Below are 23,245 nucleotides of genomic sequence, written 5' to 3' on the forward strand. Positions count from 1 at the left end.
CCGGAGGCGCGACGATCGAACACTGCCGCGACCGTCAGGCGGTCAGCGTGGCGCGCAGGCGGGCCTCGTCCACCCGCCAGAAGTCGTGCTGGACCCCGTCGACCAGGGTGACCGGGATCATCTCCCAGTACTTGGCGTAATCCTCCTCGGAGGCGGTGATGTCCCGCTCCTCCCACGGCACGCCGAGCTCCGCGGCCACGCGCTCGATGACGGCGCGCGCGTCGTCGCAGAGGTGACAGCCGGGTTTGCCGAGGAGAGTGATCCGATGCTCGCGGGGTGCCATGCGGCCAGCCTATTGGGCGCTCCCCGCGGTCCTTTCGCGAAGCCGTACCGATGCCTTGCCGATGCCGTGCCGATGCCGTGCCGCGCCCGACGACGGCGGGGTACATACGAGGGGGCAGAGGCGACCTTGGGGCGAGTTGGTGACCACGCACCCGCTTTGGGACAGTGAACGGGACACCGACTTTGTGCATCTCTTCACAAAGGCACTAACCTGTAGGAACGCGAAATCGGTTACATCCGTTCGTACGGCCGGGGGCGTCCTCCGGCTGTCCGTCCCCCCTGGAGCACCGGCAAGTGACCCGCCGTATCCCTCAAGCGCGTGAGCGTGGCATTCCCGATGCGACGGTCGCGAGACTGCCGCTCTATCTGCGTGCGTTGAACGGGCTGGCCGAGCGCGGCATCGCCACGGTGAGCTCGGAGGACCTCGCGGTCGCGGCCGGGGTGAACTCGGCGAAGCTCCGCAAGGACCTCTCCCACCTCGGCTCGTACGGCACGCGCGGGGTCGGATACGACGTCCAGTACCTGATCTACCAGATCTCCCGTGAGCTAGGTCTCACCCAGGATTGGGCCGTCGCCATCGTGGGGGTGGGTAACCTCGGGCGAGCGCTCGCGAACTATGGGGGGTTCGTGTCCCGCGGCTTCCGGGTCGCGGGCCTCTTCGACGCCGATCCGGCAGTGGTGGGCGAGCGGATCGCCGGGCTCGTGGTGGAACATGCCGACGGCCTGGAGTCAGTGATCAGGAAGCGCGGGGTGTCCATAGTGGTGATCGCGACGCCGGCGACGGCGGCGCAGCAGGTCTGCGACCGCGTCATCGCCGCGGGGGTCACCAGTATTTTGAACTTCGCCCCCGCGGTGCTGACGGTGCCGGATGGCGTTGATGTCCGTAAAGTCGATTTGTCCATTGAACTGCAGATTCTTGCGTTCCACGAGCAGCGTAAGGCGAGTGGAGGGCCCATGATGGGCGATGAGTGGCCCGATGGGGTGGTCGTAGTGAGCGAGCGCGGGGCGGCGCTGGGCGAGGCGAGCCAATGAGCATCCTCGTCGTCGGCCTCAGCCACCGCACGGCTCCGGTGGCCCTCCTCGAACGCGTCTCCGTCAGCGGGGACGCTCTCGCCAAGCTGCTCCGCGACGTGCGCGACGAGGCCACCGTGTCCGAGGCGATGGTCGTCTCCACCTGCAACCGCGTCGAGGTCTACGCCGACGTGGACCGCTTCCACGGAGCGGTGACGGCCGTGACCGACCTGCTCGCCACCCACTGCGGCATCCCGCAGGAGCAGCTCACCCCGCACCTCTACGTGCAGTACGAGGACCGCGCCGTCCACCACCTCTTCTCGGTGGCCTGCGGCCTCGACTCGATGGTCGTCGGCGAGGGGCAGATCCTCGGCCAGATCCGCGTGGCGCTCAGGCTGGCCCAGGACCAGGACACCGTGGGGTCGGTTCTCAACGAGCTCTTCCAGCAGGCCCTGCGCGTCGGCAAGCGCGCGCACGCGGACACCGCCATCGACCGGGCGGGCGCGTCGCTCGTCGGGGTCGGCCTGACCCTCGCCGAGCGCGAGCTCGGCCCGATCGCCGGGATGCGGGCGCTGGTCGTCGGCGCGGGCTCGATGAGCGCGCTGTCGGCCGCCACCCTGGTCCGTTCCGGCGTGACCGACATCGTCATCGCCAACCGCACCTACGAGCGCGCCGTACGGCTGGCCGAGACCGTCGCCGGGCGCGCGGTGCGCCTGGACGACGTCGCCGCCGAGATCGCGGAGGCGGACCTCGTCATCTCCTGCACCGGCGCCGGGATGTGCCTGATCACCGCTGACACGGTCGCCGGCGCGGTGGGCCGCGGCCGCGACCTGTTCCTCCTCGACCTGGCCCTGCCGCACGACATCGACCCCGGCGTACGGGCGCTGCCCGGCGTGACGCTGGTCGACCTGGAGTCCATGCAGCAGGCCGGGGTCGCCGACGACATCGGCGACGGGGGCCGGGCGGAGGCCATCGCGGCGGTCCAGGCGATCGTCACCGAGGAGGTGGCCGCCTACCTGGAAGCCGCGCGCGCGGCCCGGGTGACGCCCACGGTTGTGGCGCTGCGCAGCAAGGCCGCCGAGGTGGTCGAGGCCGAGATGGGCCGGCTGATCTCCCGCGTCCCCGAGCTGGAGGGACGCCTGCGCGACGAGGTCGCGCAGACCGTCAACAGGGTCGTGGACAAGCTGCTCCACGAGCCCACCGTACGTGTGAAGCGGCTGGCGTCCTCGCCCGGCGGCGACCAGTACGCGGACGCGCTCCGTGAGCTGTTCAACCTGGACCCGCTGAAGCCCGAGGCCGTGTCGCGGATGGAGGTCGAGTCATGACCGCTCCCCTGAGGATGGGCACCCGCAAGAGCGAATTGGCCACGACCCAGTCGGGTCTGGTGGCCAGGCGGCTCACCGAGCTGACCGGACGCGAGGTGGAACTCGTCGGCATCACCACGTACGGCGACGTCTCCCGAGCGAACCTCACCCAGCTCGGCGGCACGGGCGTGTTCGTGAGCGAGCTGCGCAACAAACTGATCGACGGCGAGATCGACTTCGCCGTCCACTCGCTCAAGGACCTGCCGACCGCCGACGACCCCCGGATCACGCTCGTCGCCACGGCGCTGCGGGACGATCCGCGCGACGCGCTGGTGAGCTCCGCCAAGCTGGCCGACCTGGCGCCCGGCGCCCGGGTGGGCACCGGTTCGCCGCGCCGCGTCGCGCAGCTCCGCGCCCTGCGGCCGGATCTCCACTACGTCCCGATCAGGGGAAACGCGCCCACGCGGATCGGCAAGATCGCCGCTGGCGAGCTGGACGCCGTCGTGCTGGCCACCGCCGGCCTGCGCCGCCTGGGGCGCGACGGCGAGATCTCGCAGATCTTCGAGGTCGACGAGTTGCTGCCGGCGCCCGGCCAGGGAGCGCTCGCGGTCGAGTGCTCGTCCGACCGCGCCGACCTGATCGAGTTGCTGGGCGTCCTCGACGACCCGCGAACCCGTACGGCGGTTACTGCGGAGCGCGCCGTGCTTTCCGCCCTCGAAGCCGGTTGCGCGGCACCGGTAGGTGCTTTCGCCTCGGATGACGGGCACATTCTCAACCTGACCGCGACCGTCGTCGCCATCGACGGCGTGCGGTCAGTGCGCAAGTCCACCTCCGGACCCCGTCTGGCGGCCATGGAGCTCGGTCGTGATCTCGCGGCCGCCATGATCGCTGAGGGGGCCGGCACGTTGATGGGGGAGCAGGCCCATTGAGCCCCACAAATACCGTTCCAGAGCCCCGATCGGGTTTCGTCGCCTTCGTCGGCGCCGGCCCCGGTGACGAGAACCTGCTCACATTGCGTGGCGCCGACCTGCTGTCCAGGGCCGACGTCGTCGTGCTCGACCAGCAGGCGCACGCCCCGCTGCTGCGGCACTGCCGCGAAGGCGTCGAAGTGGTGGACATCACCGCCGACGTCGCGGAGAACTCGATCTCGCTGAAAACACTGCAGGACGCCAAGTCCGGACGGACGGTCGTGCGGGTGTGCCCGGGCGACCCGTCGTTCTTCTCCTCCGTGGTGGAGGAGGTCGCGGCCTGCGCCAAGGCCGACGTGGACTTCGAGATCGTGCCCGGAGTCCCGCCGGCGACGGCCGTGCTGACCTACGCGGGCATCCCGCCGGCGGTGGCCGTCCCCGAGTTCCGCATCGTCGACGCCGCCCAGGTGGACGACTGGGCGCGGCACGCCGGGTGCGAGGGCACCCTGGTGATCTACAACGGCGTCGCCGAGGCCGTGCCGATCGCCAAGGCGCTGATCGCCGCGGGCAAGCCGGACACCACGCCGGTCGCCGTGACGAGCGAGGGCACCACCACCGAGCAGTTCACCGTCGTGTCGTCGCTCGGCCGCCTCGGCCCCGACCTCAAGCACGCGGGCATGACCGAGCCGGCGCTCATCGTCGTCGGTGACGCGGTCGGCATGCGTGACCGCCTGTCGTGGTTCGAGACCAAGCCGCTGTTCGGCTGGCGGGTCCTGGTGCCGCGCACCAAGGAGCAGGCCGAGGGCCTGTCCGAGCAGCTCCGCTCGTACGGCGCGGTGCCGGAGGAGGTCCCGACGATCTCCGTCGAGCCGCCCCGGACGCCGCAGCAGATGGACCGCGCCATCAAGGGCCTGGTCACCGGCCGCTACGAGTGGGTCGCCTTCACCAGCTCCAACGCGGTCAAGGCGGTGCGGGAGAAGTTCGAGGAGTACGGCCTGGACGCGCGGGCGTTCGCCGGCCTGAAGGTCGCGGCCGTCGGCGAGGCGACGTCCCGGGCCCTCGTCGAGTTCGGAGTCAAGCCCGACCTGGTCCCGACCGGCGAGCAGTCGTCCGAGGGCCTGCTCGCGGAGTGGCCGCCGTACGACTCGATGCTCGACCCGATCAACCGCGTCCTGCTGCCCCGGGCGGACATCGCGACCGAGACGCTGGTCGCGGGTCTCACCGAGCTGGGCTGGGAGTGCGACGACGTGACCGCGTACCGCACGGTGCGCGCGGCGCCGCCGCCGGCCCCGATCCGCGAGGCGATCAAGGGCGGCGGCTTCGACGCGGTGCTGTTCACCTCGTCGTCCACGGTGCGGAACCTGGTCGGCATCGCCGGCAAGCCGCACAACGTGACCGTGATCGCCGTGATCGGGCCGCAGACGGCCAAGACCGCCGAGGAGTTCGGGCTGCGGGTCGACGTGATGGCCGACAGGCCGTCGGCCTCCGCGCTCGCGGCGGCCCTGGCGGAGTACGGTGCCAAGCAGCGGCACGCGGCCATCTCGGCCGGCGAGATGCCGCGCAGGCCCTCGCAGAACCGCAGAGGGGCGCGCCGGCGCTTCAAGTGAGGTCACCTCGCCGGTGACGCGCGCCGGCGCCGGTCCGGGTCCGTCCAGTCCGAGTGGAGAAGACGATCGTGAACGCTGAATTTCCGGCGGCCCGGCCGCGTCGGCTGCGCCGTACCGCCTCGATGCGCCGTCTGGTCGCCGGGACGCGTCTGCACCCGGCCGACCTGATCCTGCCCGTGTTCGTCAAGGAGGGCGTCACCGACCCGCAGCCGGTGGCGTCCATGCCGGGGGTCGTCCAGCATACCCGCGACTCGCTGCGCAAGGCCGTCCACGAGGCGGCGGAGGCGGGCGTCGGCGGGGTCATACTGTTCGGCATCCCCCTGCACAAGGACGCGCGCGGCTCGGCGGCCGACGACCCGCAGGGCGTCGTCCAGCTCGCGCTCGCCGACCTCGCCTCCGAGATCGGCGACGCGTTGGTCCTGATGACCGACACCTGTCTCGACGAGTACACCGACCACGGCCACTGCGGCCTGCTGACCGACTCCGGCGAGGTGGACAACGACGCCACGCTGGAGCGGTACGCCTCCGCGGCCGTCGCCCAGGCGCGGGCGGGGTCGCGTGTGATCGCGCCGAGCGGCATGATGGACGGCCAGGTCGCCGCGATCAGGCGGGCGCTCGACGCCGAGGGCTTCGCCGACGTGCCGATCCTCGCCTACTCGGTGAAGTACGCCTCCGCGTTCTACGGGCCGTTCCGCGACGCCGCCGAGTGCGCGCCGCAGTTCGGCGATCGCAGCGCGTACCAGCAGGACCCGGCCGGTCCGGTCGGCGAGGCGCTGCGGGAGGTGCGGCTCGACCTCGCCGAGGGCGCGGACGCGGTGATGGTCAAGCCCGCGCTGGCGTACCTGGACATCCTCCGCCAGGTGCGCGACACGGTCGAGGTGCCCGTGGCTGCCTACCAGGTGAGCGGCGAGTACGCGATGATCGAGGCGGCGGCGGCGAACGGCTGGATCGACCGCGAGCGGACCATCATGGAGTCGCTCGTCGCGATCCGCAGGGCCGGCGCCGACATGATTCTGACCTACTGGGCCACCGAGGTCGCGCGCCGCCTCCGGGCGTAGCGCGTTCCACGGGGGTGGCGCTGCGCGCGCTGATCCGTAAAGGGCATTATCAGGTACAGCAAAGAGCATCCGTGGGGGAGGAGCACGATGGTGGGGGCACCGCTGGTCCGCCGTACGAAACGACGTGCGCATCGAAAGCCACGGAAGATCACATCTGTACTTGAATACGCCCAGCTCGGCTGGGCGAGCTGCCTCGGCGCCCACCCGCTCCGCGAGGGTGGGCGCGCCTGTTCCTGCGACCGGGTCGGCTGTCCCGACCCGGGCGCGCACCCGCTGTCCCCGGCGTGGCAGATGGAGGCGACGGTGGACTCCGCCCGCCTCACGCGCTGGTGGGAGCACAACCCCGACGCGAACGTGATCCTGCCCACGGGCCGGGTGTTCGACGTGTTCGACGTACCGTCCGTCGCCGGGATGGCGGCCTTGGCCGCCATGGACGCCACCGGACAGGCCACGGGCCCGGTCGCCGAGAACGGCGACCGGGTCCTTTTCTATGTCGCCACCAGGGGCGCCCCCGAGGACGAGGACGAGTGGTGGTCCTGCCACCTCGACTGCGACCCCGCGACGATCGAGTCCTCCCCGGGACTGCGCTGGCACTGCCGGGACAGCTATGTGCTCGCCCCGCCCTCGACGCTGCTGAGCGGCGCGACGGTGAGCTGGCTGCGGCCGCCGGACGGGCGTCCCCTGCCCGACCCGCTCCGCGTCCTGGACCTGCTCGTCGACGCCTGCGAGTAAGACGCCTGCCAGTAAGAGGCCGGCCTGCGCCGCCCGTAGGCTGGGAGGCGTGAGCCGTACGGAGAAGTCAGCGGAACTGTTCGAGCGGGCGCGGCGGATCGTGCCCGGTGGTGTCAACTCCCCGGTGCGCGCGTTCGGCGCGGTCGGGGGAGTGCCGAGGTTCATGGCCTCGGGCCAGGGGCCCTACATCACCGACGTGGACGGCAACCGCTACGTCGATCTGGTGTGCTCGTGGGGGCCGATGATCCTCGGCCACCGTCACCCGGCCGTCATGGAGGCCGTCGAGGGCGCGCTGGCGCGGGGGCTGTCGTTCGGTACGGCGACCGAGGGTGAGGTCCTGCTCGCCGAGGAGATCGTCTCCCGGGTCGCCCCGGTGGAGAAGGTCCGGCTGGTCAGTTCGGGCACCGAGGCCACCATGTCGGCGGTGCGGCTCGCCCGGGGCTTCACCGGCCGGGCGAAGGTGGTCAAGTTCGCCGGCTGCTACCACGGGCACGTGGACGCCCTGCTGGCGTCGGCGGGCTCGGGGCTGGTGACGTTCGGCCTCCCGGACACGCCCGGCGTGACCGGCGCGTCGGCCGCCGACACGATCGTCCTGCCGTACAACTCGGTCGAGGCGGTCGAGGAGGCGTTCCGCACGTTCGAGATCGCGTGCGTCATCACCGAGGCGTGCCCGGCCAACATGGGCGTGGTCCCGCCGCTGCCCGGTTTCAACCAGCGGCTGCGCGAGCTGTGCACCGAGCACGGCGCGCTGCTGATCATCGACGAGGTGCTCACCGGCTTCCGCGTCTCAGCCGCCGGCTGGTATGGCCTCGACCCGGTCGAGGCCGACCTCATGACGTTCGGCAAGGTCATGGGCGGTGGGATGCCGGCCGCGGCCTTCGGCGGCCGGGCCGAGGTGATGGCCCTGCTCGCGCCGGAGGGGCCGGTCTACCAGGCGGGGACGCTCGCCGGGAACCCGCTGGCCTCCGCCGCCGGTCTGGCGACGCTGCGGGCCTGTGACGCGAGTGTGTACGAGCGGGTGGACGCCGCCGCGCTGACCGTCGGTCAGACCGCGTCCGACGCGCTGGCGGCCGAGGGCGTCCCGCACCGCCTCCAGCGCGCCGGCAACCTGTTCTCGATCTTCTTCACCGACAGGCCGGTCCACGACTTCGCCACGGCGAAGGTGCAGAGCACGGAGGCGTACCGGGCGTTCTTCCACGGCATGCTCGACCAGGGCGTCTACCTGCCGCCGTCGGCGTTCGAGGCGTGGTTCCTGTCCGCCGCCCACGACGAGGAGGCGCTGACTCGGGTCGTCGAGGCGCTGCCGCTCGCCGCCAAGGCCGCCGCTGCCACGCTGTAAAGCGACAGTTCAGCGATACCGGGATCAAACCGCCTCAACCGTTTAGACTGACTTACATGTTGGACCTGAACCGGTTGAAGGCGCTGCACGCGGTGGCCGTCTACGGTTCCGTGGCGGCCGCCGCCGAGGCGCTGATGGTGACCCCGTCGGCGATCTCGCAGCAGCTCGCCAAGCTCGAACGCGAGACGGGGGCGGTCCTCGTCGAACGCAACGGGCGCGGCGTCAAGCTCACCGACGCGGCCGGGCTGCTCGCCGACCACGCGGAGAAGATCCTCGCCCTGGTCGAGACGGCCGAGGCCGACTTCGAGGCGCTGCGCGGCGCCGTGGTCGGGCGGCTCGTCCTGGCCGCGTTCCCGACCGCGGCCCGGGGGATCATGCCCCAGGCGCTGGCGACGATCAAGCAGCAACACCCCGACCTCGACGTCGTCCTGTACGAGCGCGAGCCGGAGCGGCAGATGCGCGAGGTGACCCGGGGCGAGATCGACCTCGCCGTGGTCCAGGACTGGATGAACCGGCCGATGGCCATCCCGGACGGGCTGTCGCGCGCCCCGCTGCTCGACGACATCGCCGACGTGGCGGTGCCCGTCGGCCACCCGCTGGCGGACAAGCGGGAGGTCGAGCTGGCCGACCTCCCGGGAGCGGGCTGGATCAGCAGCGCGTCCGGCACGGTCTGCCACGACTTCCTGATGTTCCTGCTCAGGTCCGCCGAGAAGGAGCCGAAGATCGTGTGCATGGCCGACGAGTACCCGACACAGCTCGCGCTCGTCGCCGCTGGCCACGGATGCGCCCTGATCCCGCGCCTCGGGCGCGGCCGGCTGCCCGAGGGCGTGCGCGCGATCCCCGTCGCGCCCCGGCTCCAGCGCCGCATCTACGCCCTGTGGCGCACCGACGCCGCCCGCCGCCCCGCCATCAGGGCCGCCGTGGACGCGCTGATGCGCGCCGCGTGCGCCGCGTGACCGGCGGGTAGGCTCACCTGCCATGACCGAGACCACCGTCGTCCACCTGCTCCGTCACGGCGAGGTTCACAACCCCGAGGGCATCCTGTACGGCAGGCTGCCCGGCTACCACCTGTCGGAGAACGGCCACCTGATGGCCGAGACCGTCGCCAAGGCGGTCGGCGGGCGCGACATCGTCGTCCTGCGCAGCTCCCCGATGGAACGGGCCCAGGAGACCGCGGCGCCCCTGGCGGCCGTCCTCGACCTGGAGGTCGTCCTCGACGAGCGGCTGATCGAGGCGGCCAACGTCTTCGAGGGGCTGCGGGTGGCCGGCGGCAACGGCGTCTTCCGCGACGTGCGCGCCTACCGCCACTTCGTGAACCCGTTCCGTCCGTCCTGGGGCGAGCCGTACGACGAGGTGGTCCTGCGGATGAGGGCGGCCATCGACGACGCCAGGGCGGCGGCCCGAGGGCACGAGGCGCTGCTGGTCAGCCACCAGCTGCCCATCTGGATCATCCGCCTGGCGGCCGAGCGGCGGCGGCTGTGGCACGACCCGCGCCGCCGCCAGTGCTCCCTCGCCAGCCTCACCAGTTTCACCTTCGAGGGCGACCGGCTGGCCAGCATCGGCTACAGCGAGCCCGCCGGGGCCCTGCTGCGCGGCAATCCCGTTCCCGGAGCGTGAGCCCCGCGACGGGAGCATCGGATCCGCTGGGTAGGCTTACAGCTCTACCGGTTGTAGTTTTAGGAGATACTCCCGCGTGTCCGCCAAGAGACTGTCTCTGATCGCGGCGAGCACCGCTCTGGCCGTGACAGCCCTCGCGGGCTGTGCCGGAAACCAGCAGGCGCAGCCGCAGTCCGGTGACACCCGCTTCGTCCCTGGTGACGGCAAGGTTCAGGTCTTCGACGCCGCGAGCCGCACCACGGCGCCGGCCGTCGAGGGCACGACCCTCGACGGCGCGACGGAGAAGCTCGGCAACGGCAAGGTCTACGTCCTGAACTTCTGGGCGTCCTGGTGCGCGCCGTGCCGCGCCGAGGGGCCCGTGCTCAAGGACATCGCGACCAAGACCAAGGACAAGGGCGTCCAGTTCCTCGGCGTCAACTTCAAGGACCAGAAGGCGGCCGCCCAGGCGTACGACCGCTCGCTGCAGCCCGGATATCCCAGCATCTTCGACCAGGCGGGCCGGGTGCTGCTCTCCTTCCAGGGCACGGTCCCGCCCGCCGCCATCCCGTCCACGCTGATCATCGACGGGCAGGGCCGGATCGCCGCCCGAGCCCTCGGCGCGGTGAAGTACAACGACCTGCTCGCCGCGATCGACAAGGTCACCGATGAGCGGGGCTGACCTGGCCTCCACCGTCGCGACCGGCTCGCTGCTGGTCGCGGTGCCGATCGCGGTCGCGGCCGGCGTGGTGTCCTTCCTGTCGCCGTGCGTGCTGCCGCTGGTGCCGGGCTACCTGTCGTACGTCACGGGCATGAGCAGCGATCCCCGGCGCGGCCGGATGGTGTTGGGCAGCGCCCTGTTCGTCCTCGGGTTCGCCGCGGTGTTCGTGCTCGGGGGAGCGCTCTTCGGCGGCCTCGGCGGCGTCCTCTTCGGCAACATGGAGCTGATCACGCGGGTGCTCGGCGTGGTCACGATCGTTCTCGGGCTGGCCTTCATCGGGCTGGTGCCCGGCCTCCAGCGCGACATCCGCATCCACAAGGCGCCCGCCGCCGGGCTGGCCGGAGCGCCGCTGCTCGGCGTCGTCTTCGGCCTCGGCTGGACCCCGTGCATCGGGCCCACGCTCGCCGTGGTCCTCGCGCTCTCGGTCGACCAGGGCAGCGCGGCCCGCGGCGCCGCGCTCGCCTTCGCGTACGCGCTGGGGCTGGGGCTGCCCTTCGTGCTCGCCGGGCTCGCCTACCGCCGCGCGCTTCACGCGTTCAAGGCGGTCCGCCGCCACTCACGGCTGATCACCAGGATCGGCGGCGCGATGCTCGTGGCCGTCGGGATCCTCCTGGTGACCGGGCTCTGGGGTGACCTCATCGCCGGCCTGCAGGTGTGGGTGGGCGGATTCAAGCCGGTGATCTGAGATGACCAAGAAGAACGACACGACCGAGGCCACCGGGGCCACCGAGGAGCGCGAGGCGCGGCCCGTCGGGCTCGGCGTGGTCGGCTGGCTGCGGTGGGGCTGGCGGACGCTCACGTCCATGCGCACCGCCCTGATCCTGCTGTTCCTGTTCGCGCTCGGTTCGGTGCCCGGGTCGATCTACCCGCAGCGGAGCGTCGATCCCGGCCGGGTCGCGCAGTACTTCCAGAACAGTCCGACCGAGGCCAAGTGGCTGGACCGGTTCTGGATGTTCGACGTCTTCACGTCGCCCTGGTTCGCCGCGATCTACCTGCTGCTGTTCCTCTCGCTCGCCGGGTGCGTCTTCCCGCGGGCGGTCGCCCACTTCAAGGAGCTGCGCAGGAAGCCGCCGGCCGCGCCGCGCAACCTGCACCGGCTCCCGCAGAACGCGGCCTTCGACGGCGACCTGACCGTCGAGGAGGCGGCGGCGCGGCTGCGTCGCGACCGGTTCCGCGTGGTCACCGGCCCCGACTGGGTCGCGGCCGAGAAGGGCTACCTGCGTGAGACGGGCAACCTGCTCTTCCACGTCTCGCTGCTCGCGCTGCTGTTCGCGGTCGGCGCGGGCGCGCTGTTCGGCTACCGGGGCAACGTCCTGGTCGTGGAGGGCGAGGGCTTCTCCAACACGGTCGCCGCCTACGACCGGTTCATGCCGGGACAGCAGGTGTCGGCGGAGTCGCTCCAGCCGTTCTCGTTCACGGTGAAGGACTTCCAGGCGACATACATCGCGTCCGGTGAGAAGCGGGGCCAGCCGCTCGACTACTCGGCCACGCTGTCGGTGCAGGACACGCCCACCTCGCGCCCCCGTGACGTCGAGCTGAAGGTCAACGAGCCGCTCGACGTGAACGGCACGCTGACCTACCTCCTCGGCCACGGCTACGCGCCCACGTTCAAGGTCGTCGACGGGAAGGGCAACACGGCGTTCGAGGGTCCGGTCCCCTGCCTGGCGGGCGACCAGATGACCTACACGTCCGAATGCGTCATCAAGGCCCCGGACGCCCAGCCCGACCAGCTCGGCTTCCTGATCCGCTTCCTGCCGACCACCGTCCCCAACGGCAAGGCGTGGGTGTCGATCTTCCCTGGCGCGGCCAACCCGACGGTACAGATCTTCCCGTTCTCAGGTGATCTCGGATTGAAGTCCGGGCAGCCCCAGTCGGTCTACCAGCTCGACACCAAGAGCCTGAAGCCGCTGGGCAAGATGTCCGCCGATCCCACCCCGCTCAACGTGGGGGACACCAAGGAACTCGCCGACGGCGCCGGGTCGATCCAGTTCACCGGCGTCAAGGAGTGGATCAGCCTGCAGACCGCCTACGACCCGGGCCGGTTGCCCGCCCTGATCGCCGCCGCCCTGGCCGTGATCGGCCTGGTGCTGTCGCTGACCGTACAGCGCCGCCGGGTGTGGGTGCGCGTGAAGGGCCGACAGGTCACGGTGGGAGGATTGACCCGCACCGAAGGCGGCGGAGCGGGCTTCGCGGAGGAGTTCGCCGAGATCCTCACCAAGCTTCGCGGTGCCGCCCCCGCCGAGCCCTCCGGGCACTCCCAGCCCGAGGACCGGTCCGAGGACGCCTCCGCGTCCGACCGCGAACCCGTTTCGCCGAGCACTCGCTCGTCCGAGGAGTAGAAGATGCCGCCCGCCCAGGTCAACGAGGGCCTCGCCACGCTGAGCGACCAGCTCATCCTGGTGACCGTCCTGCTCTACCTCGCCGCCATGATCGCCTACGCGCTGGAGCTGGCCTTCGGCAGGGCCCGCACGGCCGTCGCCCCGGCGAAGAGCCGTCGGCTCGTCGCCGTCGGCGCGGGAGCGGGCTCCTCCGCCCCCGCCGAGTCGGCGGAGGAGGACGCGAGCTCCGCCACGCCGGTCCCGCCCGCGGGCTGGGCGCTCAAGGCCGGGGCGGCCGCGGTCGTCGTCTCCTGGCTCGGCTGGGCGACCAACCTCGGCGGCATCCTCACCCGCGGCATCGCGGTGGACCGCTGGCCGTGGGGAAACATGTACGAGTTCGTCGTGGCGCTGTGCTTCGCCTCGGTGACCGTGTTCCTCGTCCTGCTCACCAGGCAGCCGATCCGGTTCCTCGGCGCGTTCGTGACGGTGGCGGCGGCGCTCGGCCTCGGCTTCGCCGTCCTCTTCCTGCACGTCCAGGCCGGTCCGGTGATGCCCGCGCTGAACTCCTACTGGATCGCGATCCATGTGACCGCCGCGGTCATCGCGGGCGGGCTGTTCCTGGTCTCCGGGGTGAGCGCCGTCCTCTACCTGGTGCGCAACGACGGGCGGCTGTCGGTGCTGCCGTCGAAGGAGCAGCTCGACCGCATCGCGCACCGCGCGATCGTGATCGGGTTCCCCATCTGGACGTTCGCCGTCATCGCGGGGGCGCTGTGGGCGGACCGTGCCTGGGGCCGCTACTGGGGCTGGGACCCCAAGGAGGTCTGGTCCTTCATCACCTGGATCGCCTACGCGGCGTACCTGCACGCCCGGGCGACCGCCGGATGGCGCGGCAAGGCGGCCATGATCGTGTCGCTGGTGGCGTTCGGCTGCCTGCTGTTCAACCTGGTCGGCGTCAACATCTTCTTCAGCGGGCTGCACTCCTACGCCGACGTCCCGAAGTAAGCACGTACGCGGGAGCAGGGCCGCCCGGCCCGGCTCCCGCGCAGCTCACCCGGACCCGGGTCAGTCCTCGTTCCGCAGCCGGCGCTCCAGCGCGCGCAGGAACTCCGGGTCGTCGTCCGGCCCCCGCGGCGCCTCGGCGCGCGGGGGCCGTTGCCATGTCTCGTCCCGGCCTCCGGCCGGCATCGCCCCGCCCAGCACGGCGTCGCCGCTCCTGGGACGCCCGAGGGCCAGCCAGAACACGCCACCGAGCGCGGCCAGGAACAGCACGATCAGCACCCACAGCAGTTTGGGGAGGTTGCGCGCCGCGTCTTCCGGTGTTGTGATCACGTCGAACAGGCAGTAGAGCCAGAAGGCCAGCAGCGCCAAACCGAGAATCACGCTAGGCATGCCCACACGCTAAGCCATGCCACCGCTTGATCGGGCCGCGTCGCCCCAGCGGTAGGGGTTTCCGCGCGCCACGGACGGCATTACTGGGGGATGACGGGGCGCGGACCCGCAACGTACGGTGGACCGGTACCGCGCCCCCCGGATCACGCCCGGGTCCCGGCGCGGCGGTGGCACCGCCCAGAGCGAGGGACGGGTGAGCACATGAGCACCGTAGGCGGACGGATCCCGCCGGGGCGCGAGACGGGGAGGGCGTTACACACCGCCGCTCCCGACGAGGCGACGGGTGGGGGCCATGGCGCAGCCGGGAGATAGGGGCCGCCACCGGCGCGGCCCGCGATGGTGGCAGCGCGGCGGGTACACCCAGCAGGGGCGGGGCGCGGACGCGCCGGAGCGTTCCCCTGAGCGCGTGCGCGAGCGCCTGCAGGAGCGCATCCAGGACGGGCGGGAGCGTGTGCAGGAACGCTTCCCCGAACGGCTGGCGGAGCGTGTCCACGCGGTCACCGCCCCGGTCGTGGACCGGCCCCAGTACACATGGAGAGACTTCGAGCTGGACGACGCGCCCACCAGGGCGCGACCGCACCGGCCGGACGCCCCGGACCTGGGGGACGGCCGCCGGCACTGCGGGCCGCTCGAGCGCGTGCTCCACCGCGAGTGGGACGCCGCGGACGGCCCGCCCTCGGCGGACGCCGTACGGGCCGTGGACAGCCTCGCCCGGCTGCCGGAGAACCTCAAACTGATGCTCGCCGCGACGTTGGACGGCATCTACGTGGGCCGCGGCGGCGTCCCCGACCTCGACGACATGGGCTACCTGCGCGGGGCCCCGCTGCCGTCCGGCCGGGCCACCTGGGACGTCTGCGCCGGCGCGTACGGCGATCGTAAGATCGTGGTGGGCGACCGCCCGTCACCGACGCCGGACGTGATGATGCACGAAGTCGGACATGCTCTGGACGACGTGGACGCGCATCCGGGAGAGTGGGTCTCCGACTCACCCGAGTTCGCCGCGCTGTACGAGGAATGCTTCCCGCTGTTCGCCTCGGCGTTCCACCGGCAGCCCGGTGGGCTGGGGCGCAAGGAGTTCTTCGCCGACGCGTTCGCGGCGATCGCATCCCGGCAGCGTCCGGCCCTGGTCGACATGCTGGGCGGTGACACGCGTGCGGCGCTGAACGTGATGCTGTTCTTCAACCGGCGCTACGGAATCTAGGTGATCGTGGATGTACGTGATCCGGCTCACTGACGGGACACTGCGCGTGCCGCAATCACTGACGAGCGACGACGGCCGGCTGATCGGCAACGCGTACGTCGACGTCGTCCCGGGGGAGCCGGACTACGAACGGTGGCTCGCCGAGTCGGTCACCGAGGAGGAGGACGCCGAACGGCGGCGCCGGTGGCGCGAGGAGAACGACGATCTGGAACGGGAGTTCCTCGCCTTCAAGGCCGGCGCCGAGGCGTCACCCGGCGGCGACGAGCAGGAGACCGCCGACCCCGACGGGACCCGACCCGCGCCTTCCGAGAACACGGGCCGAGGCCACGCGGACGGGCAGGACGCGCGCTGAGAGATGCGAGGCGCCGCGTGGCGTACAAGGGCGAGGCACGATGCCATGAGAACGGCGCCGGGATGCGGGCCCGGGAGAGCGGCCCGGCAATGTGGCACCATCTGACTCGGGTGACCCTGCGGCATCCGGGTGGCACGCAGGATCACCTGGTCGGTGTATCAGACCCGAGGTGAGTCGCCGTTCGGCCGGTCGGCCGTCAGAACGTCCTCTCCACGGAGGAGGGCGTGCACTTCCGACTCTCGGAACCGCCGATGCCCCCCGGGGGTACGGATGCTGCTGATTCGTCCCGCCGCGGCCCAACGTGTCACGGTCTTCGGGTCGACCCGGAAGAGGGCGGCAACCTCTCCAGGGGTCAGCAGTCGCTCGCTGCTACTCTCCACAATCTCTCCCCCTCGCATCCCGCGTCCTGCAGCGGGCGGACAGGTAACCAGTGTGCCGAGCGAAGCCTGATTTATCCGTGGTTTTCGTAGAAGATCACGGGTTGTTATCGGCTCAGTGCCCGATTGTTATATGATAGAGCCTCTTTGGGGTGCTCATGGGTGTTTCTTTACAAAAGGCCCCTGTTGGGCACACTAGCAGCGGTCGCACGGGATGCGAAGAGAGTCACTCGCCTCCGTGACGTAACCTCGACGGTGTGCGTCCGGTTGTCGTTTACACGCTCTCCCGCCTCGGCCTGTTCGCCGTGGCCCTCGCGGTCCTCTATCTGCTCGGGCTGCGCACGTTCTGGTTGCTGATCGCGGCCTTCCTGGTCAGTGGCCTGGCCAGCTACGTGCTCCTGTCCAAGCAGCGGGACGCGGTCAGCGCCCAGATGGCGCAGAAACGCCCGCCAGTCGGAAACTAGGGCAACGGGAACATACCGATCCGGGCATGGTACTCATGCCCGAGCTTCGTCGTGTCACTTCCGACCAAAAGGCCGCTCTTTGTCGTCAGGAACGCCTTTACTCCGATTCCTCGGGTGCGTGTGGGGTTCCAGGCGAGGGCCTTGCCCGTGGTCGGGTGGATCGCTCCGATTCCCGGCCGTTGGACCGCTCCAGGACCGGCGCTGTCGGAGCCCTTGGGGTTGTCGAGCCAGCGCTGGTGGCCGCCCACGTAGACCGCCGCGCCGGTCACCGCGACCGAGTAGAGCGAGTCGCCGCCGGTCAGGTTGACCCAGGTCGGCCGCACGTCGTTTCCTTTGGCGTACGTCTCGAACCTGGCGGCGGAGTCGCACAGCTTCCCGGTGCCCGGGGCCGGACCGCCCGTCGTGACGACGACGAAGAAGCTGCCGTCCGGCGAGAAGTCGAGACCGCGCACGTACCAGGGGAACACCGACATGCAGGACGGCGCGTACACCTCGGTGTGCCAGTCGGCCACCCGGCCGCGGACCAGGTCGATCAGCGCGACCTGCGGCCGACGCAGCCCGTCCACGGTGGTGAACGAGCCGTCGATGGCGAGCCGGTCGCCGGTGGCGGCCATGGCGTAGACCTTGACGGTCGCCCCGCGCGGATTGCCGGGCTCGACGGCGAACGTCGGATCCACGGCCCCCGTGGCGGCGTCGAGGCGGGCCAGCGCGGTGCGGGGCGTGCCGCCGATCATGGCGAAGTCGCCGCCGACGTAGAGCCGGTCGCCCTGGCGGACGAGGGCGGAGACGCCGCCGCCGTACGCGGGTGCGTCGAAGGAGGTGACGGCCGAGCCGTCGGCCAGGCTGACCAGCGCCAGCGCGCTGGCGGGGAAGTCGAACGAGCCGCCGACGTAGACGGTGGCGTCGTCCCCGGGGGCCAGGGCGTAGACCGGGCCGCTCACCTCGGGGGTGAAGTCGCGCAGGACCCGGCCGGTCCGCAAGTCGTAGGCGAAGAGGTTCTGCCGAGGGAGCCGCACGTTGCTGCCCGCGTCGCTCACGGCGCTGAAGTCGCCGCCGACGACCACCGTGCCGCCGACCAGGGCGATCGCGTTCACGATGCCGTCCAGCACGTGGGGGGTGTTGGCGACCGGCTTCTGCGAGACGACGGCGGGCTGCCGGACACCGGCCTGTGCTGTGCCGGCGGGGAGCGCGGGGACTACGGCGAGCGCCGCGATGAGCAGCGCGGTGGAGTGTCTGGCAAGCATTCCCGAAGTTTTAGCACACCCTTCGTAATCAATGTGCTACGTTCCGTGCATTCGGTGCGGGTGTGAAGATGGTGCCCCTGGCGCGGCCTAGGCTTGCCTCCATGACGCGCGCTTCCCTGGACAAGCAGCCGCACGAGGTCGCGGCGATGTTCGATCGCACGGCCCGGCGCTACGACCTGGTCAACGACGTCCTCTCACTCGGGCAGGACCGGCTGTGGCGCAAGGCCACGGCCACGGCGATCGACGCGGGCCCGGGCGAGCTGGTGCTGGACCTGGCCGCGGGCACCGGGACCTCGACGGACGCCTTCACCCTCCTGGGCGCGCGCGCGATCGCCTGCGACTTCTCCCTCGGCATGCTGCGCACCGGCGTGGAGCGGCGCGGCGGCTCCGGGCTCTCCGGCGGCGGGGTGCGCGGCGTCACGTTCGTCGCGGGCGACGCGCTGCGGCTGCCCTTCGCCGACGGGGCGTTCGACGCGGTCACGATCTCGTTCGGGCTGCGCAACATGGCCGACACCCACGAGGCGCTCCGTGAGTTGCTGCGCGTGACCAAGCCGGGTGGCCGCCTCGTGATCTGCGAGTTCTCCAGGCCGGAGATCAAGCCCTTCGAGCTGGTCTACTCGCAGTACCTCATGAAGCTGCTCCCGCCGGTCGCGCGCGTGGTCAGCTCCAACCCCGACTCCTATGAGTACCTCGCGGAGTCGATCCGGGAGTGGCCGGACCAGGCGGCGCTCGCGCGCATCATCCAGGAGTCGGGCTGGGGGAAGGTGGCCTGGCGTAACCTCTCGCTCGGCATCGTCGCGCTCCACCGCGCGGTGAAACCCCAAGTTACCGACGGGTAGCAACACCCCTCTGACATGGAACACGCAATAGGGGTTAGACTTCCGCCGACAGTTTGTGAAGTTGTTCACAAAGGCACGAAGGTCCCGTACCAGTGAGATCTTCGTCAGAGGACAGGAATCAGGTCCCCCGTGAGCGAGTCAGCCCCTGCGCGGCCGAGATTGGCGACGTCCGACAGGACATCGGCCTCTGAGAGCGGACGGGACGCCGACGTCATCGTCGTCGGCGCCGGCCCCGCGGGATCGACGACTGCTTTTTACCTCGCCCAGGCCGGTCTGACCGTCCTCCTCCTGGAGAAGACCCGGTTCCCGCGCGAGAAGGTATGCGGCGACGGGCTCACGCCGAGGGCGGTCAAGCAGCTCATCGACATGGGCATCGACATCGACGCCCCGGGCTGGACCAGGAACCGGGGCCTGCGGGTCGTCGGCGGCGGCCTGCGCTTCGAGCTCGACTGGCCCGAGCTGTCCAGCTTCCCCGACTTCGGCCTGGTGCGCACCCGCAAGGACTTCGACCAGATCCTGGCCGACAACGCCGTGCGCGCCGGCGTCACGCTGCTGCAGGGCGTCAACGTCACCGGCCCGATCCTCGACGAGCGCAGCGGCCACGTCGTGGGCGTCACCGCCAAGCAGGACGGCGAGGAGGTCGCCTTCCGCTCGCGCCTCGTCATCGCGGCCGACGGCAACTCCACCCGGCTCTCCCTGGCCCTGGGGCTGCACAAGCGGGAGGACCGCCCGATGGGCGTCGCCGTACGGACCTACTTCACCAGCCCGCGGCACGACGACGACTACCTGGAGACGTGGCTGGAGCTGTGGGACGGCGACCGGCTCCTCCCCGGCTACGGCTGGATCTTCGGCGTCGGCGACGGCACCTCGAACGTCGGTCTCGGGCTGCTGAACACCAATGACGCGTTCAAGAACATCGACTACCGCGACCTGCTCAGGCGCTGGGTGAAGAACATGCCCGCGGAGTGGGGGTACAGCGAGGAGAACATGACCGGCCCCGTCCGGGGGGCGGCGCTGCCGATGGGCTTCAACCGGCAGCCGCACTACACCCGGGGCCTGGTTCTGGTCGGCGATGCCGGCGGCATGATCAACCCGTTCAACGGCGAGGGCATCGCGTACGCCATGGAGACCGGCCGGACCGCGGCCGACACCGTGGTCACCGCGCTCTCCCAGCCCACGCCCGCCCGCCGGGAACGGGTTCTGCGGGCCTACCCGCAGGTCCTCAAGGACGCCTATGGTGGCTATTTCACGCTTGGTCGATATTTTGTCGAGGCCATCGGCAGGCCCGGCGTGATGAACTTCGCGACGCGGCACGCCATGCCGCACCCGCGGTTGATGAGGTTCGCCCTGAAGCTTCTGGGCAACCTCACCGATCCGCGGGGCGACGCGTCCGACCGGATCATCAACGCACTCTCCAAGGTGGCTCCGTCCGCATGAGATTGATCACCCTTTTCCACCGAGCAAACGAGGACATGTAGCCATGGAGCTGTATGTGCCCATCCTGGTGCTCGCGGTCCTCGCGGCGGGCTTCGCCGTGTTCTCCGTGAGCATCGCCCCCTTCACCGGGCCGAAGCGCTGGAACCGCGCCAAGCTGGACGCCTACGAGTGCGGCATCGAGCCGACCCCGCAGCCCGTCGGCGGTGGGCGCTTCCCGCTCAAGTACATGATCACAGCGATGCTGTTCATCGTGTTCGACATCGAGATCATCTTCCTCTATCCGTGGGCGGTCGCGTTCGACAGTCTCGGCCTGTTCGGGCTGGTCGAGATGGTGCTGTTCATCGTCACCGTCCTCGTGGCGTACGCCTACGTGTGGCGCCGCCGCGGTCTTGATTGGGATTAGCCATGGGTCTTGAAGAGAAACTGCCGAGCGGCTTCATCCTGACGACGGTCGAGCAGGTGGCCGGCTGGGCGCGGAAGAGTTCGGTCTGGCCCGCGACGTTCGGTCTCGCGTGCTGCGCGATCGAGCTGATGGCGACCGGCGCCTCCAAGCACGACCTCGCGCGGTTCGGCATGGAGCGGGCCTCCGCCTCACCGCGTCAGGCCGACCTGATGATCGTGGCGGGCCGCCTGTCGCAGAAGATGGCGCCCGTGCTGCGTCAGATCTACGACCAGATGGCCGAGCCCAAGTGGGTCATCGCGATGGGCGTCTGCGCGTCCAGCGGCGGCATGTTCAACAACTACGCCATCGTGCAGGGCGTGGACCACGTCGTGCCGGTCGACATCTACCTGCCGGGCTGCCCGCCCCGGCCCGAGATGCTGATCGACGCCATCGTGAAGCTGCACGACAAGATCCAGAACATGAAGTTCGGCGCCCACCGCGCCAAGCAGATCGAGGAGCTCGAGCTCCAGGCACTGCGGACGCTGCCGTTGATCGACCAGGGGGCGGACAGATGAGCGCGAACGTGAGGAACGAGCGCTTCGTGCGGGATTCGTGGAGCGGAGCCACCAGATGAGCAGCGACAACCTCCCCGGCGTGCCGCAGGGCGAGGCGGCGGAGCAGGCCACCGAGAGCGTCGCCCGCAGGGGCATGTTCGGCGCCCGCGACACCGGCGACACCTCCGGTTACGGCCGCCTGGTCGTACGGCACGCGCCCCGGCTCGCCACCGAGCGGCCGTACGGGTCGTACTTCGACGAGGTGGCCGACGCGCTGGAGCCCGTCGCCGGCGACGCGATCGAGCGCGTGGTCGTGGACCGCGACGAGGTCACCTTCCACATCGCGCGTGAGCGTCTCGTCGAGGTGATGCGCCACCTGCGCGACGACGCGGCGCTGCGGTTCGAGCTCTCGCTCGGCGTCTCCGGCGTCCACTACCCGGACGAGACGGGCGCCGAGCTGCACGCGGTCTACCACCTGTGCTCGATCACGCACAACCGGCGGATCCGCGTCGAGGTCTCCTGCCCCGACTCCGACCGGCACATCCCGTCCACCGTTTCTGTCTACCCGACGCACGACTGGCACGAGCGGGAGACGTACGACTTTTTCGGGATCATCTTCGACGGGCACCCGGCGCTGACCCGCATCGAGATGCCCGACGACTGGGAGGGCCACCCCCAGCGCAAGGACTACCCCCTCGGCGGCATCCCGGTGGAGTACCGCGGCGCCGAGACCCCCGCGCCGGACCAGAGGAGGTCGTACGCATGAGTACAACGACGACCGAGGGCAAGGTCTACGACGTCGCCGGCCAGGACTGGGACGAGCTCGTCGAGACGGTCACCGAGTCGGCCGAAGAGCGCCTGGTCATCAACATGGGCCCGCAGCACCCGTCCACGCACGGCGTGCTCCGGCTGGTCCTGACGCTCGACGGTGAGACGGTGACCGAGGCCCGGACGGTGATCGGGTACCTCCACACCGGCATCGAGAAGAACATGGAGTTCCGGACGTGGACCCAGGGGGTCACGTTCGTCACCCGCATGGACTACCTCGCGCCGATCTTCAACGAGACGGCGTACTGCCTGGGCGTCGAGAAGCTCCTCGGCATCACCGACCGGGTCCCCGAGCGGGCCCAGGCGATCCGCGTGATGATGATGGAGCTCAACCGGATCTCCTCGCACCTGGTGGCGCTCGCCACCTATGGCCTGGAGCTGGGCGCCACCACGCCGATGATCTTCGGCTTCCGCGAGCGCGAGATGATCCTCGACCTGTTCGAGTACATCACCGGCCTGCGCATGAACATGGCGTACGTGCGGCCGGGCGGCGTGAGCGTCGACCTGCCGGCGGGGGCCGTCGACAAGATCGGCGAGTTCCTCAAGGTCATGCCGAAGCGCATCAAGGACATGCGCAAGCTGCTCGACGAGAACCCGGTCTACACCCGCAGGACCAAGGACGTCGCCTACCTCGACCTGACCGGCTGCATGGCCCTCGGTGTCACCGGGCCGATGCTCCGCGCGGCGGGCCTGCCCTGGGACCTGCGCAAGTCGCAGCCCTACTGCGGTTACGAGACGTACGAGTTCGACGTCCCGACCGAGAAGACCTGCGACGTGTACGGCCGCTACCTCGTCCGCATGGCCGAGATGGAGGAGTCGCTGAAGATCGTCGAGCAGGCGCTCGACCGCCTGACCGGCCCGCTCAAGGGCGGCTCGGTGATGATCGACGACAAGAAGATCGGCTGGCCGTCGCAGCTCGCGCTCGGCCCCGACGGCCTCGGCAACTCGCCCGACCACATCGCGCACATCATGGGCAGCTCGATGGAGGCCCTGATCCACCACTTCAAGCTGGTGACCGAGGGCTTCCGGGTGCCGGCCGGCCAGGTGTACGCGGCGGTCGAGTCGCCGCGCGGCGAGCTGGGCGCGCACGTGGTCAGCGACGGTGGGACGCGGCCCTACCGCGTCCACTTCCGCGACCCGTCCTTCACGAACCTGCAGGCCGTGCCGGCGACCTGCGAAGGTGGCATGATCGCCGACGTCATCTCGGCCGTCGCCTCGATCGACCCGGTCATGGGAGGTGTGGACAGGTGAGCGAGCGCAGCGAGCGAGCCAATAAGCACAGCACGTTTACGGCACTGGCCAACG

Annotated in this window: 26 protein-coding genes; 22 read left to right on the forward strand and 4 right to left on the reverse strand. The window is 70.6% G+C overall.

The genetic code is table 11. The annotated features are described in order from the left end of the window. Positions 1 to 34: 34 nt before the first annotated feature. Positions 35 to 283, reverse strand: coding sequence for a glutaredoxin family protein (locus AWQ68_RS19045; RefSeq protein ID WP_066942220.1), 249 nt, complete (start codon positions 281 to 283; stop codon positions 35 to 37). Positions 284 to 576: 293 nt separating this feature from the next. Here AWQ68_RS19045 and AWQ68_RS19050 point away from each other — a divergent pair, with 293 nt between their 5' ends. The 13 genes from AWQ68_RS19050 (at position 577) to ccsB (ending at position 13,875) form a co-directional block, all read left to right on the forward strand. Then, entirely contained in the window at positions 577 to 1,314 is a 738-nt protein-coding gene (locus tag AWQ68_RS19050; protein ID WP_066942221.1) for a redox-sensing transcriptional repressor Rex, read from the forward strand. After that, the gene (locus AWQ68_RS19055; RefSeq protein ID WP_066942222.1) at positions 1,311 to 2,618 is read left to right on the forward strand and encodes a glutamyl-tRNA reductase; all 1,308 of its coding nucleotides are present in this window, start codon (positions 1,311 to 1,313) and stop codon (positions 2,616 to 2,618) included. Before AWQ68_RS19050 ends, AWQ68_RS19055 begins: the two co-directional genes overlap by 4 nt. After that, the gene (gene hemC / locus AWQ68_RS19060; RefSeq protein ID WP_066942223.1) at positions 2,615 to 3,526 is read left to right on the forward strand and encodes a hydroxymethylbilane synthase; all 912 of its coding nucleotides are present in this window, start codon (positions 2,615 to 2,617) and stop codon (positions 3,524 to 3,526) included. Before AWQ68_RS19055 ends, hemC begins: the two co-directional genes overlap by 4 nt. Continuing rightward, a complete protein-coding gene (locus tag AWQ68_RS19065) occupies positions 3,523 to 5,112 on the forward strand; it encodes a bifunctional uroporphyrinogen-III C-methyltransferase/uroporphyrinogen-III synthase (protein ID WP_066942224.1) in 1,590 nt (529 codons plus the stop codon). The genes hemC and AWQ68_RS19065 overlap by 4 nt, the downstream gene beginning before the upstream one ends. Positions 5,113 to 5,180: 68 nt before the next feature. Beyond that, positions 5,181 to 6,170, forward strand: coding sequence for a porphobilinogen synthase (hemB, locus tag AWQ68_RS19070; protein WP_066942360.1), 990 nt, complete (start codon positions 5,181 to 5,183; stop codon positions 6,168 to 6,170). Between the two features lie 87 nt (positions 6,171 to 6,257). Continuing rightward, a complete protein-coding gene (locus tag AWQ68_RS19075; protein WP_066942225.1) occupies positions 6,258 to 6,902 on the forward strand; it encodes a bifunctional DNA primase/polymerase in 645 nt (214 codons plus the stop codon). Positions 6,903 to 6,951: 49 nt separating this feature from the next. Further along, on the forward strand, positions 6,952 to 8,241 hold the full coding sequence (gene hemL / locus AWQ68_RS19080) for a glutamate-1-semialdehyde 2,1-aminomutase (protein WP_066942226.1): 1,290 nt from the start codon (positions 6,952 to 6,954) through the stop codon (positions 8,239 to 8,241). A 56-nt stretch (positions 8,242 to 8,297) separates the two neighbouring features. Further along, the gene (locus AWQ68_RS19085) at positions 8,298 to 9,197 is read left to right on the forward strand and encodes a LysR family transcriptional regulator (protein ID WP_066942227.1); all 900 of its coding nucleotides are present in this window, start codon (positions 8,298 to 8,300) and stop codon (positions 9,195 to 9,197) included. Positions 9,198 to 9,219: 22 nt separating this feature from the next. After that, positions 9,220 to 9,858, forward strand: a complete 639-nt coding sequence (locus AWQ68_RS19090; protein WP_066942228.1) for a histidine phosphatase family protein — start codon at positions 9,220 to 9,222, stop codon at positions 9,856 to 9,858. Between the two features lie 76 nt (positions 9,859 to 9,934). Beyond that, a complete protein-coding gene (locus AWQ68_RS19095) occupies positions 9,935 to 10,516 on the forward strand; it encodes a TlpA family protein disulfide reductase (protein ID WP_157545465.1) in 582 nt (193 codons plus the stop codon). Next, complete coding sequence (locus AWQ68_RS19100; RefSeq protein ID WP_066942229.1) at positions 10,503 to 11,240, forward strand: cytochrome c biogenesis CcdA family protein; 738 nt, start codon at positions 10,503 to 10,505, stop codon at positions 11,238 to 11,240. Before AWQ68_RS19095 ends, AWQ68_RS19100 begins: the two co-directional genes overlap by 14 nt. A gap of 1 nt (position 11,241) precedes the next feature. Further along, positions 11,242 to 12,894, forward strand: coding sequence for a cytochrome c biogenesis protein ResB (gene resB / locus AWQ68_RS19105; protein WP_066942230.1), 1,653 nt, complete (start codon positions 11,242 to 11,244; stop codon positions 12,892 to 12,894). 3 nt (positions 12,895 to 12,897) lie between these two features. Further along, positions 12,898 to 13,875, forward strand: a complete 978-nt coding sequence (gene ccsB, locus AWQ68_RS19110; RefSeq protein WP_066942231.1) for a c-type cytochrome biogenesis protein CcsB — start codon at positions 12,898 to 12,900, stop codon at positions 13,873 to 13,875. A gap of 60 nt (positions 13,876 to 13,935) precedes the next feature. On the opposite strand, the gene AWQ68_RS19115 is transcribed toward ccsB, so the two are convergent. Beyond that, a complete protein-coding gene (locus AWQ68_RS19115; RefSeq protein WP_066942232.1) occupies positions 13,936 to 14,262 on the reverse strand; it encodes a PLD nuclease N-terminal domain-containing protein in 327 nt (108 codons plus the stop codon). A 292-nt stretch (positions 14,263 to 14,554) separates the two neighbouring features. Between AWQ68_RS19115 and AWQ68_RS19120 the strand changes: the two genes are divergently transcribed. Beyond that, positions 14,555 to 15,463: a hypothetical protein gene (locus tag AWQ68_RS19120; protein WP_066942233.1), complete on the forward strand. Its 909-nt coding sequence runs from the start codon at positions 14,555 to 14,557 to the stop codon at positions 15,461 to 15,463. A 10-nt stretch (positions 15,464 to 15,473) separates the two neighbouring features. After that, the gene (locus tag AWQ68_RS19125; protein ID WP_245655983.1) at positions 15,474 to 15,815 is read left to right on the forward strand and encodes a hypothetical protein; all 342 of its coding nucleotides are present in this window, start codon (positions 15,474 to 15,476) and stop codon (positions 15,813 to 15,815) included. Positions 15,816 to 15,973: 158 nt separating this feature from the next. Here AWQ68_RS19125 and AWQ68_RS41005 read toward each other — a convergent pair whose 3' ends face one another. Continuing rightward, positions 15,974 to 16,213 carry a BldC family transcriptional regulator gene (locus AWQ68_RS41005; RefSeq protein ID WP_082776639.1) on the reverse strand — a complete coding sequence of 80 codons (240 nt, stop codon included), beginning with the start codon at positions 16,211 to 16,213 and terminating at the stop codon, positions 15,974 to 15,976. A 236-nt stretch (positions 16,214 to 16,449) separates the two neighbouring features. Here AWQ68_RS41005 and AWQ68_RS19130 point away from each other — a divergent pair, with 236 nt between their 5' ends. Further along, the gene (locus tag AWQ68_RS19130) at positions 16,450 to 16,656 is read left to right on the forward strand and encodes a DUF4229 domain-containing protein (protein ID WP_066942234.1); all 207 of its coding nucleotides are present in this window, start codon (positions 16,450 to 16,452) and stop codon (positions 16,654 to 16,656) included. Here AWQ68_RS19130 and AWQ68_RS19135 read toward each other — a convergent pair. Next, the gene (locus AWQ68_RS19135; RefSeq protein WP_066942235.1) at positions 16,653 to 17,900 is read right to left on the reverse strand and encodes a delta-60 repeat domain-containing protein; all 1,248 of its coding nucleotides are present in this window, start codon (positions 17,898 to 17,900) and stop codon (positions 16,653 to 16,655) included. The genes AWQ68_RS19130 and AWQ68_RS19135 overlap by 4 nt on opposite strands. 101 nt (positions 17,901 to 18,001) lie before the next feature. Between AWQ68_RS19135 and AWQ68_RS19140 the strand changes: the two genes are divergently transcribed. The 6 genes from AWQ68_RS19140 (at position 18,002) to AWQ68_RS19165 (ending at position 23,191) form a co-directional block, all read left to right on the forward strand. Continuing rightward, positions 18,002 to 18,739, forward strand: coding sequence for a demethylmenaquinone methyltransferase (locus tag AWQ68_RS19140; RefSeq protein WP_066942236.1), 738 nt, complete (start codon positions 18,002 to 18,004; stop codon positions 18,737 to 18,739). A gap of 129 nt (positions 18,740 to 18,868) precedes the next feature. Beyond that, positions 18,869 to 20,176 (forward strand): geranylgeranyl reductase family protein, encoded by a 1,308-nt coding sequence (locus AWQ68_RS19145; protein ID WP_174554121.1) that lies wholly within the window; start codon positions 18,869 to 18,871, stop codon positions 20,174 to 20,176. Positions 20,177 to 20,219: 43 nt separating this feature from the next. After that, positions 20,220 to 20,579, forward strand: a complete 360-nt coding sequence (locus AWQ68_RS19150) for an NADH-quinone oxidoreductase subunit A (protein ID WP_066942238.1) — start codon at positions 20,220 to 20,222, stop codon at positions 20,577 to 20,579. A 2-nt stretch (positions 20,580 to 20,581) separates the two neighbouring features. Next, positions 20,582 to 21,133 (forward strand): NuoB/complex I 20 kDa subunit family protein, encoded by a 552-nt coding sequence (locus AWQ68_RS19155; protein ID WP_066942239.1) that lies wholly within the window; start codon positions 20,582 to 20,584, stop codon positions 21,131 to 21,133. A 55-nt stretch (positions 21,134 to 21,188) separates the two neighbouring features. After that, complete coding sequence (locus tag AWQ68_RS19160) at positions 21,189 to 21,878, forward strand: NADH-quinone oxidoreductase subunit C (protein WP_066942362.1); 690 nt, start codon at positions 21,189 to 21,191, stop codon at positions 21,876 to 21,878. Next, positions 21,875 to 23,191: an NADH-quinone oxidoreductase subunit D gene (locus AWQ68_RS19165; protein WP_066942240.1), complete on the forward strand. Its 1,317-nt coding sequence runs from the start codon at positions 21,875 to 21,877 to the stop codon at positions 23,189 to 23,191. The genes AWQ68_RS19160 and AWQ68_RS19165 overlap by 4 nt, the downstream gene beginning before the upstream one ends. The last annotated feature ends 54 nt before the right edge of the window (positions 23,192 to 23,245 follow it).

Origin of the sequence: Microtetraspora fusca (assembly GCF_001570365.1) — a bacterium.
GTDB lineage: Bacteria > Actinomycetota > Actinomycetes > Streptosporangiales > Streptosporangiaceae > Microtetraspora > Microtetraspora fusca.